The sequence below is a fragment of the Solimonas flava DSM 18980 genome (assembly GCF_000426685.1).
GTDB lineage: Bacteria > Pseudomonadota > Gammaproteobacteria > Nevskiales > Nevskiaceae > Solimonas > Solimonas flava.
This window is the reverse complement of record NZ_AUFV01000003.1, coordinates 405,777-419,404: the sequence shown is the minus strand read 5'-3', so window position 1 is coordinate 419,404 and position 13,628 is coordinate 405,777. Positions and strand designations below refer to the sequence as shown.

General features: G+C 71.4%; 14 protein-coding genes and 1 pseudogene. 14 read left to right on the top strand and 1 reads right to left on the bottom strand.

Going from position 1 to position 13,628, the window contains the following annotated elements; all coding sequences use genetic code 11:
• The first annotated feature begins 54 nt into the window (after nucleotides 1-54).
• From K343_RS21280 to K343_RS0106955, 14 genes and pseudogenes are all read left to right on the top strand, one after another.
• Nucleotides 55-1,059, top strand: coding sequence for a chorismate transformation FkbO/Hyg5 family protein (locus K343_RS21280; protein WP_051278019.1), 1,005 nt, complete (start codon nucleotides 55-57; stop codon nucleotides 1,057-1,059).
• Nucleotides 1,056-1,901 carry a lysophospholipid acyltransferase family protein gene (locus K343_RS21275; RefSeq protein ID WP_051278018.1) on the top strand — a complete coding sequence of 282 codons (846 nt, stop codon included), beginning with the start codon at nucleotides 1,056-1,058 and terminating at the stop codon, nucleotides 1,899-1,901. The genes K343_RS21280 and K343_RS21275 overlap by 4 nt, the downstream gene beginning before the upstream one ends.
• A 139-nt stretch (nucleotides 1,902-2,040) precedes the next feature.
• Nucleotides 2,041-2,325, top strand: a complete 285-nt coding sequence (locus K343_RS0107010) for an acyl carrier protein (protein WP_084615744.1) — start codon at nucleotides 2,041-2,043, stop codon at nucleotides 2,323-2,325.
• Between the two features lie 14 nt (nucleotides 2,326-2,339).
• On the top strand, nucleotides 2,340-2,690 hold the full coding sequence (locus K343_RS0107005) for an ApeI family dehydratase (RefSeq protein ID WP_051278017.1): 351 nt from the start codon (nucleotides 2,340-2,342) through the stop codon (nucleotides 2,688-2,690).
• Nucleotides 2,687-3,451 carry a glycosyltransferase family 2 protein gene (locus tag K343_RS0107000; protein ID WP_028007447.1) on the top strand — a complete coding sequence of 255 codons (765 nt, stop codon included), beginning with the start codon at nucleotides 2,687-2,689 and terminating at the stop codon, nucleotides 3,449-3,451. The genes K343_RS0107005 and K343_RS0107000 overlap by 4 nt, the downstream gene beginning before the upstream one ends.
• Nucleotides 3,452-3,560: 109 nt before the next feature.
• The gene (locus tag K343_RS0106995; RefSeq protein ID WP_028007446.1) at nucleotides 3,561-3,974 is read left to right on the top strand and encodes an acyl-CoA thioesterase; all 414 of its coding nucleotides are present in this window, start codon (nucleotides 3,561-3,563) and stop codon (nucleotides 3,972-3,974) included.
• Nucleotides 3,971-4,639 carry an outer membrane lipoprotein carrier protein LolA gene (locus K343_RS0106990; protein WP_028007445.1) on the top strand — a complete coding sequence of 223 codons (669 nt, stop codon included), beginning with the start codon at nucleotides 3,971-3,973 and terminating at the stop codon, nucleotides 4,637-4,639. The genes K343_RS0106995 and K343_RS0106990 overlap by 4 nt, the downstream gene beginning before the upstream one ends.
• Before the next feature lie 24 nt (nucleotides 4,640-4,663).
• Entirely contained in the window at nucleotides 4,664-7,051 is a 2,388-nt protein-coding gene (locus K343_RS0106985; protein ID WP_028007444.1) for an MMPL family transporter, read from the top strand.
• Nucleotides 7,052-7,137: 86 nt separating this feature from the next.
• A complete protein-coding gene (locus K343_RS0106980) occupies nucleotides 7,138-8,382 on the top strand; it encodes an NAD(P)/FAD-dependent oxidoreductase (protein ID WP_028007443.1) in 1,245 nt (414 codons plus the stop codon).
• 1 nt (nucleotide 8,383) lies between these two features.
• Nucleotides 8,384-8,959, top strand: coding sequence for a DUF3261 domain-containing protein (locus K343_RS21270; protein ID WP_051278016.1), 576 nt, complete (start codon nucleotides 8,384-8,386; stop codon nucleotides 8,957-8,959).
• Nucleotides 8,956-9,438, top strand: coding sequence for a hotdog family protein (locus K343_RS0106970; protein WP_028007442.1), 483 nt, complete (start codon nucleotides 8,956-8,958; stop codon nucleotides 9,436-9,438). Before K343_RS21270 ends, K343_RS0106970 begins: the two co-directional genes overlap by 4 nt.
• Nucleotides 9,435-10,151: pseudogene (locus K343_RS21265) on the top strand (3-ketoacyl-ACP reductase FabG2); the annotation flags it as partial. The gene K343_RS0106970 and the pseudogene K343_RS21265, both read left to right, overlap by 4 nt.
• A 175-nt stretch (nucleotides 10,152-10,326) precedes the next feature.
• Entirely contained in the window at nucleotides 10,327-11,556 is a 1,230-nt protein-coding gene (locus K343_RS0106960; protein ID WP_028007441.1) for a beta-ketoacyl-ACP synthase, read from the top strand.
• Nucleotides 11,557-11,684: 128 nt separating this feature from the next.
• Nucleotides 11,685-12,131: a hypothetical protein gene (locus tag K343_RS0106955; protein ID WP_051278015.1), complete on the top strand. Its 447-nt coding sequence runs from the start codon at nucleotides 11,685-11,687 to the stop codon at nucleotides 12,129-12,131.
• A gap of 162 nt (nucleotides 12,132-12,293) precedes the next feature.
• Here K343_RS0106955 and K343_RS0106950 read toward each other — a convergent pair whose 3' ends face one another.
• Nucleotides 12,294-13,526, bottom strand: a complete 1,233-nt coding sequence (locus K343_RS0106950) for an MFS transporter (protein WP_028007439.1) — start codon at nucleotides 13,524-13,526, stop codon at nucleotides 12,294-12,296.
• Nucleotides 13,527-13,628 lie beyond the last annotated feature (102 nt).

Below are 13,628 nucleotides of genomic sequence, written 5' to 3'. Positions count from 1 at the left end.
GGCCGGACTGCGGACCCCACCGCAGCGGCGTGGCGGTTATTAGATCAAATTTCGATGCAGCAACATATCGCCAACGATGCCGGCGGCCGCACCGCGCAGGCCCCGCAACCGCATGAGCGGCCGTATCGGCTGCGCCTCGCCGACGCCGCGCCGGAGCGGCTCGGCCCTTCGGTGCTGGCCTGCGTGCGACATGCCGAGGCCGCCGCGGCCGACGACGATCCGCGACAGATTCTTGTCGAGCTGCCGGTGCTCGCCGGCGCCGGCGTCGAGATCTGGGAGGGCGAGGCGCCGGTGCGCCACGGCTGGGACGGCGGGATCGGCTATGCCGAGAACGGCCGCGTGCTGTTCGGCCAGCTGCGCCTCGCCGAGGCCGAGCTCGCCGACACCGACCGCGCCGTGTTCCATGCTTATGCGCGGATCGACGCCTTCCTGCAGCGCGCCGGCTATCCGGCCTGGCTGCGCGTCTGGAACTTCATCGCCGGCATCACCCGCGGCGACGGCGACGCCGAGCGCTACCGGCAGTTCAGCCTCGGCCGCTACAAGGCGCTGTCGCTCAAGTCCGGCTTCGAGCGCGAACTGCCGGCGGCGACCGCGATCGGCACGCGCGGCGAAGGCCTGCTGATCTACTTCATCGCCGGCGCGCAGCCGGGCCGGCAGATCGAGAACCCGCGCCAGGTCAGCGCCTTCCGCTATCCGCGCCAGTACGGGCCGAAAAGCCCGAGCTTCTCGCGCGCCAACCTGCTGTGCTGGCGCGACGGCGCCGAACTGATGGTGTCCGGTACCGCCAGCATCGTCGGCCACGAGACCCTGCACGTCGGCGAACCGCTGGCGCAGCTCGACGAGCTGCTGCGCAACGTCGGCGCGCTGCTCGAACAGGCCGGCACGCCGCTCGCGCCGGAAGTGCTGAAGCTCTATCTGCGCGACGCCGGCCGGCTCGACGCGGTGCAGGCGCACCTGCGCCGGCATTTCGGCACGCGGCCGGTGACGATCCTGCGCGGCGACGTCTGCCGCGGCGAACTCGATCTGGAGATCGAGGCCGTGTACCGGGCCGGCGCGTGAGCCGCGCCGGCGTCTGGCTCGACCGGCGCTGGCGGCAGTTCGCCACCGGCCTGTCGTTCTTCATCTTCGGCGCGGTCGGCCTGCTGTTCGGGCTGACGCTGTTTCCGGCCGTGGGCCTGACGACGCGCGATCCGCGCGTCGCCAAGCGCCGCGCCCAGCACGTGGTCCGGGGCTGGTTCTGGACCTTTTCGCGCATCATGCGCACGGTCGGCGTCATCAGCTGGGAGATCCATGGCGCCGAGAAGCTGCGCCGGCCGGGCCAGCTGATCATCGCCAACCACCCGACGCTGATCGACGTGGTGCTGCTGCTCGGCTACATCCCGGAGACCGACTGCATCGTCAAGGAAGCGCTGTTCCGCAATCCGTTCACGCGCCTGCCGATCCGCTGGGCCGGCTACATCGCCAACGGCGGCGACGCCGCCCGACTGGTCGCCGACTGCGCGGCGACGCTCAGGGCCGGCCACTCGCTGCTGATCTTCCCGGAGGGCACGCGTTCCCGGCCGGGCCAGCCGCCGCAGATCCCGCACGGCGCCGCGCGCATCGCGCTCGAATCCGGCGCGCCGATCCTGCCGGTGACGATCACCTGCGAACCGCTGATGCTCGACAAGGGCCGGCCCTGGCATGACGTGCCGGCGCGACCGGGCCACTTCCGCATCGTCGTCGGCGAGCCGTACACCGCCGACGCGATCCGCGCCGAGGCCCCGACCCTGACGATCGCCGCCAAGCGTCTGTCTCAACACTGGACGCGCTACTTCGCCGAGCGCACCGGGCTGGCCGCGCTGCTGCTGTCGGCCGGCTGCGCGCTGGTCCGCTACGGCGAGCCGGCGCTGGCGCTGTGCTGACCCCCGGAACCGGGGGGGCGGGCGGGCGCCGCCGGCGGCGCTGTGTGAACTTCGTACTTGCGGCAGCCGGCAGCGGCCGCCGACAATGCGCGTTCGGCTTGTCTTGAGCTTCGCCGGGGGGCGAGGCAGGTTAAGGGAAATGTCCAGCGTCATCATGCCTATGGCGGCCACCGCTCCGAGCCGCGACGAGATTTTCGAGCACGTCAAAGCGCTGCTCGTGGAGCTGTTCGAGATCGAGCCGCAGAAGATCCACATGGAGGCGCAGCTCTATCAGGACCTGGAGATCGACAGCATCGACGCGATCGACCTGATCCTGCGGCTGAAGGACTACACCGGCAAGAAGGTCAAGCCGGAAGACTTCAAGCACGTGCGTTCGGTCGGCGACGTGGTCGCCGCCGTCGAAGCGTTGTTCGTTTCGCCGTAAACCCCGCGCGGTCCATGAACCTGGACCCGCAGCCGCTCGCCGTGCGGCCCGACGGCGATGACGCGATCGAGATACAGCTCGCCGTGCCGGCGGCGCTGCCCTGCTTCGCCGACCATTTCCCGAGCTATCCGATGCTGCCGGGCGTGCTGCAGCTCGGCTGGGCGGTGCGTCTCGCGCAGCAGCACTTCGGCCTCGCCGGCCCGATGCAGGAAGTCGCGCAGCTCAAGTTCCAGCATCCGATCCGCCCGGACAGCGCGCTGACGCTGCGCCTCGTGCGCAGCGGCGCACGCGAGATCGCCTTCAGCTACCGCAGCGCCGACCGGGCCTGCTCGGCGGGCCGTCTCAGCTTCGCGGACGCTGCATGACCGCCGCCGAGCCGGCGCCGTTCCGGGCTTGCCTCGTGGTGCCGGTCTACGACCACGAGCAGGCGATCGCGACCACCCTCGCCCAGCTGCGCGCGCACGGTCTGCGCGCCTATCTCGTCGACGACGGCAGCCACGCGCCCTGCGCGCGCGCGCTCGACCGCCTGATCGCCGAGCAGCCGGACTGGCTGCGTCTGGTGCGCCTGCCGCACAACCAGGGCAAGGGCGCCGCGGTGATGGCCGGCTTCGAACGCGCCGCCGCCGACGGCTACACGCACGCGGTACAGATCGACGCCGACGGCCAGCACAACGCCGCCGACGTGCCGCGCCTGCTGGCGCTGGCGGTCAGCCATCCGCAGGCGCTGGTCACCGGCGTGCCGAAGTACGACGCCTCGGTGCCGAAGGCGCGGCTGTACGGCCGCTACGTCACGCACGTCTGGGTCTGGATCAACACCCTGTCGCTGCGCATCCAGGATTCGATGCTCGGCTTTCGCGTCTACCCGCTGGCCAGCGCGCTGCGCGTCTGGCGCACGCAGCACGTCGGCCGGCGCATGGACTTCGACACCGAGATCATGGTGCGGCTGTACTGGGACGGCGTCGACGTGCTGAGCCTGCCGACACGCGTCACCTACCCCAGCGACGGCATCTCGCACTTCGACGTCTGGCGCGACAACCTGCGCATCTCGCGCATGCACGCGCGGCTGTTCGTCGGCATGCTGTGGCGGGCGCCGCGCCTGCTGGCGCGCAAGCTGCGTTCGTCTTGAACGCCGCACCTCCTCACGAACCGCACGGCCCGAGCATGGTGAAACGCTCCTGTTCTCCCGGCCGCATGAAGCCGCTGTGGCTTCACCTCATTTTGCTTAGACTCGCCGTATGACGCTGCCCACCGCCGAGGCTGAGATCCTCGTCCCGTTCCACGACTGCGATCCGCTCGGCATCGTCTGGCATGGCAATTACACGCGCTACTTCGAGGTGGCGCGCTGCGCGCTGCTCGACCGGATCGCCTACAACTACACGGAGATGGTCGAGTCGGGCTACGCCTGGCCGGTCATCGACCTGCATCTGCGCTACGTCAAGGCGATCCGCTTCAACCAGCGCATCGTCGCATCGGCGACGATCGAGGAGTGGGAGCACCGCCTGAAGATCGCCTACGCGATCCGCGATGCGGCAAGCGGCGAGCGCCTGGCGCGCGGACACACGATCCAGGTCGCGGTGACGCTGCCCGACTTCCAGATGCAGTACGCCTCGCCGGACGTGCTGGCACACAAGCTGGGCATCAGCCCATGAGCCGCCGCGTCGCGCTCGCCGCGCTGCTCGCGCTCGGCGCAGCCACGGCCGTCGCCGCGCCGGCGGCGCCGAGCCGCGAGCGCGAAGCGGTATTCGCGCATCCGGCCGACACCGCCGCGATCCACGCCGCGCTCGGCGCGGTGACGCACGAGCTGGCCGCCGCGCAGTCGATCGCCGGCCTCTACACGCAGAACAAGTTCCTGCACGAGCTGCCGCAGCCGCTGCGCGCCGGCGGCGATTTCCTGTTCGTGCGCGATCTCGGTGTCGCCTGGCGCACGACGACGCCGTTCGCCTCCGAGCTGATCGTCACCCGCGACGCGCTGGTGCAGCGCGACGGCGGCAGCACCGTGCGCGTGGCGGCCGAGCAGCAGCCGGCGGTGCGCATGGTCGCGCGCATCTTCTTCGCGGTGTTCTCGCTCGACTTCTCGCAGCTCACCGAGCTGTTCACGCTGTCGGTGCTGCCGGCCGCCGACGGCAGCTGGCAGCTCGGCCTGACGCCGAAGCAGGATGCCGGCGCGATCGAGGCGATCGTGGTCGGCGGCCACCGCAGCGTCGAGCGCGTGCGCCTCTACGAGCGCGGCGGCGACCGCACCGAGATCGAGTTCCGCGACGCACAGGTCTCGACCCGGCCGGCCGGCGACGCCCTGCGCGCGCGCTTCCGCTAAGGCCCGGCGAAGGTCCACGCGTCCATGTCCGCCCGCGCCCGCCTGATCCTCTGGGTCGTGCTGATGAGCGCGGCCGGCCTGTGGCTGTGGTGGGCCTCGGGCTCGCGCCTGCAGCTGGAAACCGACATCACGGCGATGCTGCCGTCGACCGCGCCCGACGCCGTGACCCGGCAGGCGCTCGACCGCGTCGACAGCGCGCTCGGCCGGCGCAGCCTGTTCCTGGTCGGCGCCGCCGATTTCGGCGACGCCGAGCGCGCCGCGCAGGCCTTCGCCGACACGCTGCGCCGCGAAGCGGCCTATGCCGACGTCACGCTCGGCGTCGACACCGACCCGGCGGCGCTCGCCGCGGCCTACGGTCCGGCGCGGCACCTGTTGCTCGCCGACGCCGATCGCGCGCGTCTGGCGCGCGGCGAGGCCGCGGCACTCGCCGACGCGGCGCTGCGCGCGCTGTACGCGCCGGCCGGGCTCGGCCCGGGCGGCCTGAGCCGCGTCGAGCCGTTCGCCGACGATCCGTTCGATCTCTACGGCCACTACCTACAACAGCTGCTGCCGGCCGGCGGCAAGCTGACGCTGCGCGACGGCGTGCTGGCGATCGAGCGCGACGACGGCGTCGACGTACTGGTCACGGCGACGCTGCGCGATTCGCCGTTCCGCCTCGCCGTGCAGGACGCGGCAATGCCGGCGCTGGACGCGGCGATGACGGCGGCGCGCGCGGCGGCGCCGGGCGTACAGGTGATCGGCTCCGGCGTGCTGCGCCATGCCGCCGCCAACACCGAGCGCGCCAAACGCGAGATCTCGACGATCGGCTCGATCTCGCTGAGCGGCGTGCTGCTGGTGTTCGTGCTCTGCTTCCGCTCGCTGCGGCCGCTGCTGCTGGTGCTGCTGTCGCTCGGCGCCGCTTCGGTGGTATCGCTGGCGGCGGTGGCGACGGTCTACGGCAAGGTGCACATCGTCGCCGTGGTCTTCGAATCGAGCCTGATCGGCCTGGCGGTCGACTACTCGATCCACTTCTTCAGCGACCGTTTCCGCGACGCGCGACCGTGGACCGGCATGGACGGCCTGCGCCACGTCGGCGTGCCGATCACGGTCGGCATGGCCACCACGCTGCTCGCGTACTGCTCGTTCCTGGTGCCGCCGTTCCCGGGCCTGCGGCAGATGGCCTTGCTGTCGATGACCGGTCTGGTCGCCTCGTATCTGACGGTGACGCTGGCCTATCCGGCGCTCGCCGGTCATCCGCCGCCGGCGTCGAAACCGGTGCTGGCGCTGCGCGACCGCCTCGCCCGGCTCGGCCGGCCGCGGCCGGCGCTGCTGGCCCTGCTGATCGCGCTCGGCCTCGCGCTGCTGATCTCCGGCGGCCTGCGCCTGCGCTTCATCGACGACGTGCGCGCGCTGCAATCCTCGCCGCCGGCGCTGCTCGACGAGGAACGCGAGGTCCGCGAACGCCTCGGCGGCGGCCTCGACACGCGCTTCTTCATCGTCGAGGGCACCGACGCCGAGGCGCTGCTGCAGCACGAGGAAGCGCTGCGCGCGCGGCTCGACGCGCTGGTCGCGCGCGGCGCGCTCAGCGGCTACAGCGCGGTCTCGCGGCTGGTGCCCTCACAGGCGCGGCAGGCCGAGAACGCGGCGCTGCTGGCGCGCGCGCTCTACGCCGATGGCAGCGCGCTGGCGACGCTGTACGCGACGGTCGGCTATCCGCCGCAGGCCTTCGCCCGCGCCCAGGCCGCGTTCGCCGCGGCGCGCGACGCACGCGTACTGCCCGACGCGCTGCTGGCCAGCCCGGCCGGCCAGGCCTACCGCCCGCTGTGGCTGGGCCCGACCGCGCGCGGCATGGCCAGCGTCGTGTCGCTGAGCGGCGTGCAGGACGCCGGCGCGCTGGCTGGCGCCGGCGCCGGCCTGGCGGACGTGCATCTGGTCGACCGCGTCGCCGACATCTCGACCGTGCTCGGCCATTACCGGCGCCTGGCGCTGCTCGGCCTCGGCGGCTCGCTGTGCGTGATCGGCCTGGTGCTGGTCGGCCGCTACGGGCTGGCCGGCGCCGCGCGCCACCTGATCGCGCCGCTCGGCGGCGGCCTGCTGACGCTGGCCACGCTCGGCGCGCTCGGCATTCCGGCCAACCTGTTCACGGTGCTGGCGCTGCTGCTGGTGCTCGGCCTCGGCGTCGACTACTCGGTGTTCCTGCGCGAGGGCGAAGCCTCGCGGCCGACGACGCTGCTGGCAATCACGCTCGCCGGCCTCGTCACGCTGCTGGCCTTCGGCCTGCTCGCCGGCTCGGCGACGCCGTTCATCCGCAGCCTCGGCCAGGCCGTGCTGCTCGGCGTCGCCTACACCTGGCTGCTGGCGGTGCTGGCCGCCGCGCCGGCGCAGACCGGCGTGCCAGAATGCGCGCCGACGGACGGCCCGAACAAGCAGTGAACGAAGTGAGGAATCGGTGACGACCGGCGGCGGCACCCTGGTGCAGACTGCCGTCCGACGGCAACACGAATGAAGATGGGGGTCATGTGACGGACGTGCTGATCATCGGCGCCGGCCCTTCGGGCTCGGTCGCCGCGGCGCTGCTCGTGCAGCGCGGTTTCGACGTGCTGGTGCTGGAGAAGCAGAAGTTCCCGCGCTTCTCGATCGGCGAGAGCCTGCTCGCACAAAGCCTCGGCCTGCTCGATCAGGCCGGCATGCTGGAAGCGGTGCAGGCCGCCGGCTTCCAGTACAAGAACGGCGCCGCCTTCGCGCACCGCGACGCCTACACCGATTTCAATTTCGTCGAAAAGTCGTCGCCCGGCTACGGCTTCACCTATCAGGTGCCGCGCGCCGACTTCGATCAGGTCCTGATCAACGAGGCGCAGCGCTTCGGCGCCCGCGTGCAGTTCGAGGTCGAGATCGTCGCCGCCGATTTCGCCGGCGAGCGGCCGCGCGTCACCGCGCGCGACCAGGACGGCCACGAGACCGTGCACACGCCGCGCTTCGTGCTCGACGCCAGCGGCTTCGGCCGCGTGCTGCCGCGCCTGCTGAATCTCGAGGAGCCGTCGCACCTGCCGGTGCGCTGCGCGCTCTACACGCAGGTCTGGGATCGCATCCCGTCCGGCCGCATCGACCGCCAGAAGATCCGCGTCACCACGCATCCGCGGCACCGTGACGTCTGGTACTGGCTGATCCCGTTCTCGAACGGCAAGGCCTCGATGGGCGTGGTCGCCGGCGAGGACTTCCTGCAGAAGTACAGCGGCAGCAACGACGACAAGCTGTGGGCGCTGCACCGCGAGGACCCGCAGCTCGCCGACATCCTCAAGGACGCCGAGCAGGTCTTCCCGGCCGGGCTGCTGCGCGGCTACTCGGCGAACGTGAAGAGCATGTCCGGGCCCGGCTACGCGCTGCTCGGCAACGCCGCCGAATTCCTCGACCCGGTGTTCTCGTCGGGCGTGACGATCGCGCTGAAGTCCGCGCACATGGCGGCCGACGTGCTGGCGCGCCAGCTCAAGGGCGAGGCGGTCGACTGGAAGGCGGATTTCGAGGAGCCGCTGCGCGTCGGCGTCGAGACCTTCCGCGGTTTCGTCGAAGGCTGGTACGACGGCTCGCTGCAGGACGTCATCTATTACGAGCGCCAGGACCCGAAGATCCGCCGCTACATCTGCTCGATCCTCGCCGGCTATGCCTGGGACAAAAGCAATCCGTACGTCGGCCGCGCCAAGCAGCGCCTGCACACGCTGGCACAGCTGTGCCGCAGCGGCGACGCCAGCGTGACGCAGGTGGCCTGACATGCGCCGCCTCCTCGCCTGCGCCGCCGCCCTGCTGCTCGGCGGCTGCGCGAACGGCCCGGTCCGGAGCGAAACGCCGCGCGCCGCCGCGCCGCCGCTGCTGGCGCCGGCCAGCGTCGGCGACGCGCTGCAGGTGCAGCAGCTGCTGCACGCCGCCTACGGCAGCGACGAGACCACGCTGCAGTGCGTAGTCAGCGACGACCTCGCGACGCTGTCCGTGGTCTGCCTGACGGCGCTCGGCCAGCGCGTCTTCACGCTCGACTGGGACGGCCGCCAGCTCAAGGCGCAGCGCGCGCCGCTGGCGCCGGAGCGCATCGACCCGCAGCGCATCGTCGCCGACCTGCAGCTGGCGTTCTGGCCGCTGGCGGCGCTGCAGGACGGCTGGCGCAGCAGCGGCTACGCGGTCAGCGAGCCGCGGCCCGGCCTGCGCCGCGTGCTGCGCGACGGCCGCATCGTCGCCGAGGTGCATCGCGGACAGCCGCCGCTCGCCGGCGGCGTCTGGCCGGCGCGGCTGTGGCTGGTCAACCTCGCCTACGGCTACACGCTCGACATCGAAACGCAGGACGCCGCCGAGTGAAGACGCCGGAACCCGGACACGTCTACGCGATCGCCGAGCTGCTGCCGCACGGCCCCGGCTTCCTGCTGCTCGACGCGCTGCTCGACTACGGCGCCGACCACGCCAGCTGTACGGTGCACGTCACGCCGCGCACGCGCTTCTTCGAAGCCGGCCGCGGCGTGCCGGCCTGGGTCGGCGTCGAGTACATGGCGCAGGCGATCGGCGCCTATGCCGGCATCGTGCGCCTGCAATCCGGCCTTGGCGTCGAGATCGGCCTGCTGCTCGGCACGCGCCGCTACCGCAGTGCGGTGCCGTACTTCGCCGACGGCAGCACGCTGGTTGCGCGCGCCGAACAGCTGGTGCGCGACGCCAGCGGCGTCGCCGCCTTCGCCTGCACGCTGAGCGACGGCGACCGCGAGCTGGCGCGCGCCGAGATCAAGGCCTACCAGCCCGATGACATTCACGACTACCTGCAGGCCCTGACGGAGGACCGCGCATGAGCGGCTGGATTCTGGTGACCGGCGCCAACCGCGGCATCGGCCAGGCGATCGCCGTGTCGCTGGCGCAGGCCGGCTACGACCTCGTGCTGCACGGCCGCGACCTCGCCAGGCTCGACGACACCGCGGCGCGCGTCGCGGCGCTCGGCCGCTCGGTGCGGCGCATCGCCTTCGACGTCGCCGACCGCACCGCCGCGGCCGCTGCACTGGAAGCCGACATCGCCGCGCACGGCGCCTACTACGGCGTCGTCTGCAATGCCGGCATCGCCCGCGACGGCGCCTTCCCGGCGCTGTCCGGCGAGGACTGGGACGCGGTGCTGCGCACCAACCTCGACGGCTTCTACAACGTCGTGCATCCGCTGGTGATGCCGATGATCCGCACCCGCAAGCCGGGCCGTATCGTCACCATCGCCTCGGTGTCGGGCCTGATGGGCAACCGCGGTCAGGTCAATTACAGCGCCGCCAAGGCCGGCATCATCGGCGCGACCAAGGCGCTGGCGGTCGAGCTGGCGTCGCGCAAGATCACCGTCAACTGCGTCGCGCCGGGCCTGATCCGCACCGGCATGATCGACGACGTGCCGCTCGACGAGGCGCTGAAGCTGGTGCCGGCCGGACGCGTCGGCGAGCCCGAGGAAGTCGGCGGCGTGGTGTCGTTCCTGATGTCCGCCGCCGCCGCCTACGTCACGCGTCAGGTGATTTCGGTCAACGGCGGCATGTTCGTCGCCGCCTTTGTATCGCTGCTGGGCTCTTACCTCGCCCGGGCGCGCGGCCTCATCCCGTCCGACCTGTCGGTCAGCGTCCTCGGCGGCGCCCTCGGCAACGTCTGGCCCTTCGTCGAGACGGCACTGCGCGTCGTCCGCTTCTTCGTTTCACTTCTGGTGTGAGAGCAGCATGAAACGCGTCGTCGTCACCGGCATGGCCGGCATTACCGCGATCGGGTCCGACTGGGACACCGTCGAGCAGAACCTGCGCGCCAACGTCAGCGGCATCGAGCGCATGCCGGAGTGGGACCGCTTCGAGGAGATCAACACGCGCCTCGGCGGACCGGTCAAGGATTTCCAGCTGCCGGCGCATTACACGCGCAAGGTGCTGCGCACGATGGGCCGCGTCTCGCAGCTGTCGGTGCGCGCCTCGGAGCTCGCGCTCGAGGACGCCGGCCTCAAGGACGATCCGGAAATCGGCAACGGCCGCATGGGCGTCTCGTACGGCTCCTGCACCGGCAGCACCGATGCGGTCTGCGAGTTCGGCAGCCTGATGATCACCGGCAAGCTCGGCCGCTTCAATGCGACCACCTACCTGCGCATGATGAGCCACACGGCAGCCGTCAACATCGGCCTGTACTTCGGCCTCAAGGGCCGCGTGATCCCGACCTGCAGCGCCTGCACCTCCGGCAGCCAGGGCATCGGCTACGCCTACGAGGCGATCAAGCACGGCCTGCAGACGATGATGCTGGCCGGCGGCGCCGAGGAGCTGTGCCCGTCCGAGGCCGCGGTGTTCGACACGCTGTTCGCGACCTCGCAGCGCAACGACGCGCCGAAGACCACGCCGGCGCCGTTCGACCGCGACCGCGACGGTCTGGTGATCGGCGAAGGCGCCTGCACGCTGGTGCTGGAAGAGTACGAGCACGCCAAGGCGCGCGGCGCGAAGATCTACGCCGAGATCGTCGGCTTCGGCTGCAATTCGGACGGCGACCACGCCACGCACCCGAACCAGGAGACGATGGGCGGCGCGATGCGGCTCGCCTTCGACGACGCCGGCAACGTCGCGCCGGACGACATCGGCTACGTCAGCTGCCACGGCACCGCGACCGAACAGGGCGACATCGCCGAGAGCAATACCACGCGCCGCATCTTCGGCCGCGCGGTGCCGGTCAGCTCGATGAAAGGCCATCTCGGCCACACGCTCGGCGCCTGCGGCGCGATCGAATCGTGGTGGACGATCGAGATGATGAATCGCGGCTGGTTCGCGCCGACGCTGAACCTGCAGAACCCGGACCCGCGCTGCGGCGAGCTGGACTATCTGATCGGCAGCGGCCGCGCGATACAGACCGAGCACGTCATGAGCAACAATTTCGCGTTCGGCGGCATCAACACCTCTCTGATCTTCCGTCGCACGATGTGAGACGGCGCCGGCGCGATGGACTGCGGCCGCCGCCGCGCCGGATCTTGTGCCGACGGCGTCTCGGTTTTTGTGCCGCGGACCGCTAAGCTGTCGCGGTCCTTTTTCCGACCAAACGAGGGAGTCCGAACATGCACCAGCCTTTCAGGACCGTCGCCGCGCTCGCCGTCGCCGTGCTCGGCCTTGCCGTGAACGTCAGTGCCGAGGCACGCGACGATCGTCTGAAGATGCCGATCGCCGATGCGGTGGCCGCCGCCGGCGACAAGCTCGACGGCAGCGTCAAGTTCTACTGGGGCACGCAGCCGTATCCGAAGACCGCCGGCGATCTCGGCACGTACACGTCGAACAAGAAGACCAACTTCGTCGGCAAGTCCGACAAGGAAGCCTGCCAGTGGGCGTGGCTGTCGGCGATGCTGTCCTTGCAGGACCGCGCGAAGCAGGAGGGCGGCAACGCCGTCGTCAACATCCATAGCGTTTACCGGAACCAGGACTTCACGAGCGAGACGGAATACGAATGCGGCGCCGGCAGCATCATGGGCGGCGTCGCGCTGCGCGGTACCGTCGTCAAGCTGCCCTGAAGCGCTGCCGGCCGGGCGCCGGCGGTCGCACCGAAACCGAGGCCGCGCGGCATTGCCGCGCGGCCTCGCCGTTGGTGGTGAGCGGCGCCGCTGCAGCCTGCCGCGGGCAGAGGTCGGCCCGCGGACGCCGCCGCACCGATGCTGCAGGCCCGGCGCCGGCGATCAAGCCGCCGAAGCCGCATGCGGCCGCGTGCGGAACAGCAGCAGCCCGGTCATCGCCAGCGCCGAGAACACCGCGCCGGCGAGAAAGGTCGCGCCGGCTCCGTAGACGCTCCACAACGCCCCGGCGACGACGCTGGCGAGCAGCAGCGCGAGGCCGCTGAGCAGATCGAAGAAACCGAAGGCGGTGCCGCGCAGCGCCGCCGGCGCGGTATCGGCGATCAGCTTCGCCAGCAGGCCCTGCGTCAGACCCATGTGCAGGCCCCACAGCGCCGCGCCGGCAAACGCCACGGCCGGCGTCGCCGCGGCGGCGAGCACGAGATCGGCGGCGATCAGCAGCGCGATGCCGGCGATCAGCAGCGTGCGCGCACTGACGCGATCGGCGGCGACGCCGGCCGGCACCGCGCTCGCCGCATAGATGACATTCATCACCACCATGATCGCCGGCACCCAGGTCAGCGGCAGGCCGACGTCCTGCGCGCGCAGCACGAGGAAGGCGTCGCTGAAGCGCGCCAGCGTCAGCACCGCGCCGAGCAACAGCAGCAGCCAGTAGCGCGACGGCAGGCGCCGCAGCTCGCGCAGCTGCAGCGGCGGCCGGGCCACGCCCGGTGTGCGCACGCCGGCCTGCGGCTCGCGCACGCCGACCATCAGCAGCGCGACGGCGATGAAAGCCGGCAGCACGGCGACCCACAGCGCCCAGTGGATGCGGTCGGCGAACACCGCCATCAGCACGATCGCCAGCAGCGGTCCGACGAAGGCGCCGACCGAGTCGAGCGCCTGGCGCAGCCCATAGGCGGTGCCGCGCAGCGGCGGCGGCGTCAGGTCGGCGACCAGCGCGTCGCGCGGCGCGCCGCGGATGCCCTTGCCGACGCGGTCGAGAAAGCGCGCCGCGAACACCCAGCCGAGACTGCCGGCGAGCGGAAAGATCGGCTTGGTCAGCGCCGCCAGGCCGTAACCGAGCACCGCCAGACGCTTGCGCTCGCCGAGCCGGTCGCTGAGCGCACCGGAGAACACCTTGGCGATCGACGCGGTCGCCTCGGCGACGCCTTCGATGATGCCGACCGTCGTCATCGACGCGCCGAGCACGCCGACCATGAACAGCGGCAGCAGGCTGTGCACCAGCTCCGAGGAGATGTCCATGAACATCGACACGAAACCGAGCGCCCAGATGCCGCCGGGCAGCGCGCGCAGCGCCGGACCGATGCCGCCCGGCGCTGCCGAAGTGGGGTCTTGCATGCGTAAGGCCTGTGGGGCGCCGCGCGCCGGGTCGTCGCAGCAGACTAGCGCGCCCGCACCCGCGGCGAAAAGGCTTCGACAGCCGGCCGCGCCGGCGGCATG

Bases quoted from the DNA above. Each gene is read 5' to 3' on its own strand.
- K343_RS21270 (WP_051278016.1), top strand. From the start codon at position 8,384: ATGCGCCGCCTCCTCGCCTGCGCCGCCGCCCTGCTGCTCGGCGGCTGC.
- K343_RS21280 (WP_051278019.1), top strand. From the start codon at position 55: ATGCAGCAACATATCGCCAACGATGCCGGCGGCCGCACCGCGCAGGCC.
- K343_RS0106990 (WP_028007445.1), top strand. From the start codon at position 3,971: ATGAGCCGCCGCGTCGCGCTCGCCGCGCTGCTCGCGCTCGGCGCAGCC.
- K343_RS0106950 (WP_028007439.1), bottom strand. From the start codon at position 13,526: ATGCAAGACCCCACTTCGGCAGCGCCGGGCGGCATCGGTCCGGCGCTG.
- K343_RS0107005 (WP_051278017.1), top strand. From the start codon at position 2,340: ATGAACCTGGACCCGCAGCCGCTCGCCGTGCGGCCCGACGGCGATGAC.
- K343_RS0107010 (WP_084615744.1), top strand. From the start codon at position 2,041: ATGTCCAGCGTCATCATGCCTATGGCGGCCACCGCTCCGAGCCGCGAC.
- K343_RS0106985 (WP_028007444.1), top strand. From the start codon at position 4,664: ATGTCCGCCCGCGCCCGCCTGATCCTCTGGGTCGTGCTGATGAGCGCG.
- K343_RS0106995 (WP_028007446.1), top strand. From the start codon at position 3,561: ATGACGCTGCCCACCGCCGAGGCTGAGATCCTCGTCCCGTTCCACGAC.
- K343_RS0106960 (WP_028007441.1), top strand. From the start codon at position 10,327: ATGAAACGCGTCGTCGTCACCGGCATGGCCGGCATTACCGCGATCGGG.
- K343_RS0106955 (WP_051278015.1), top strand. From the start codon at position 11,685: ATGCACCAGCCTTTCAGGACCGTCGCCGCGCTCGCCGTCGCCGTGCTC.
- K343_RS0107000 (WP_028007447.1), top strand. From the start codon at position 2,687: ATGACCGCCGCCGAGCCGGCGCCGTTCCGGGCTTGCCTCGTGGTGCCG.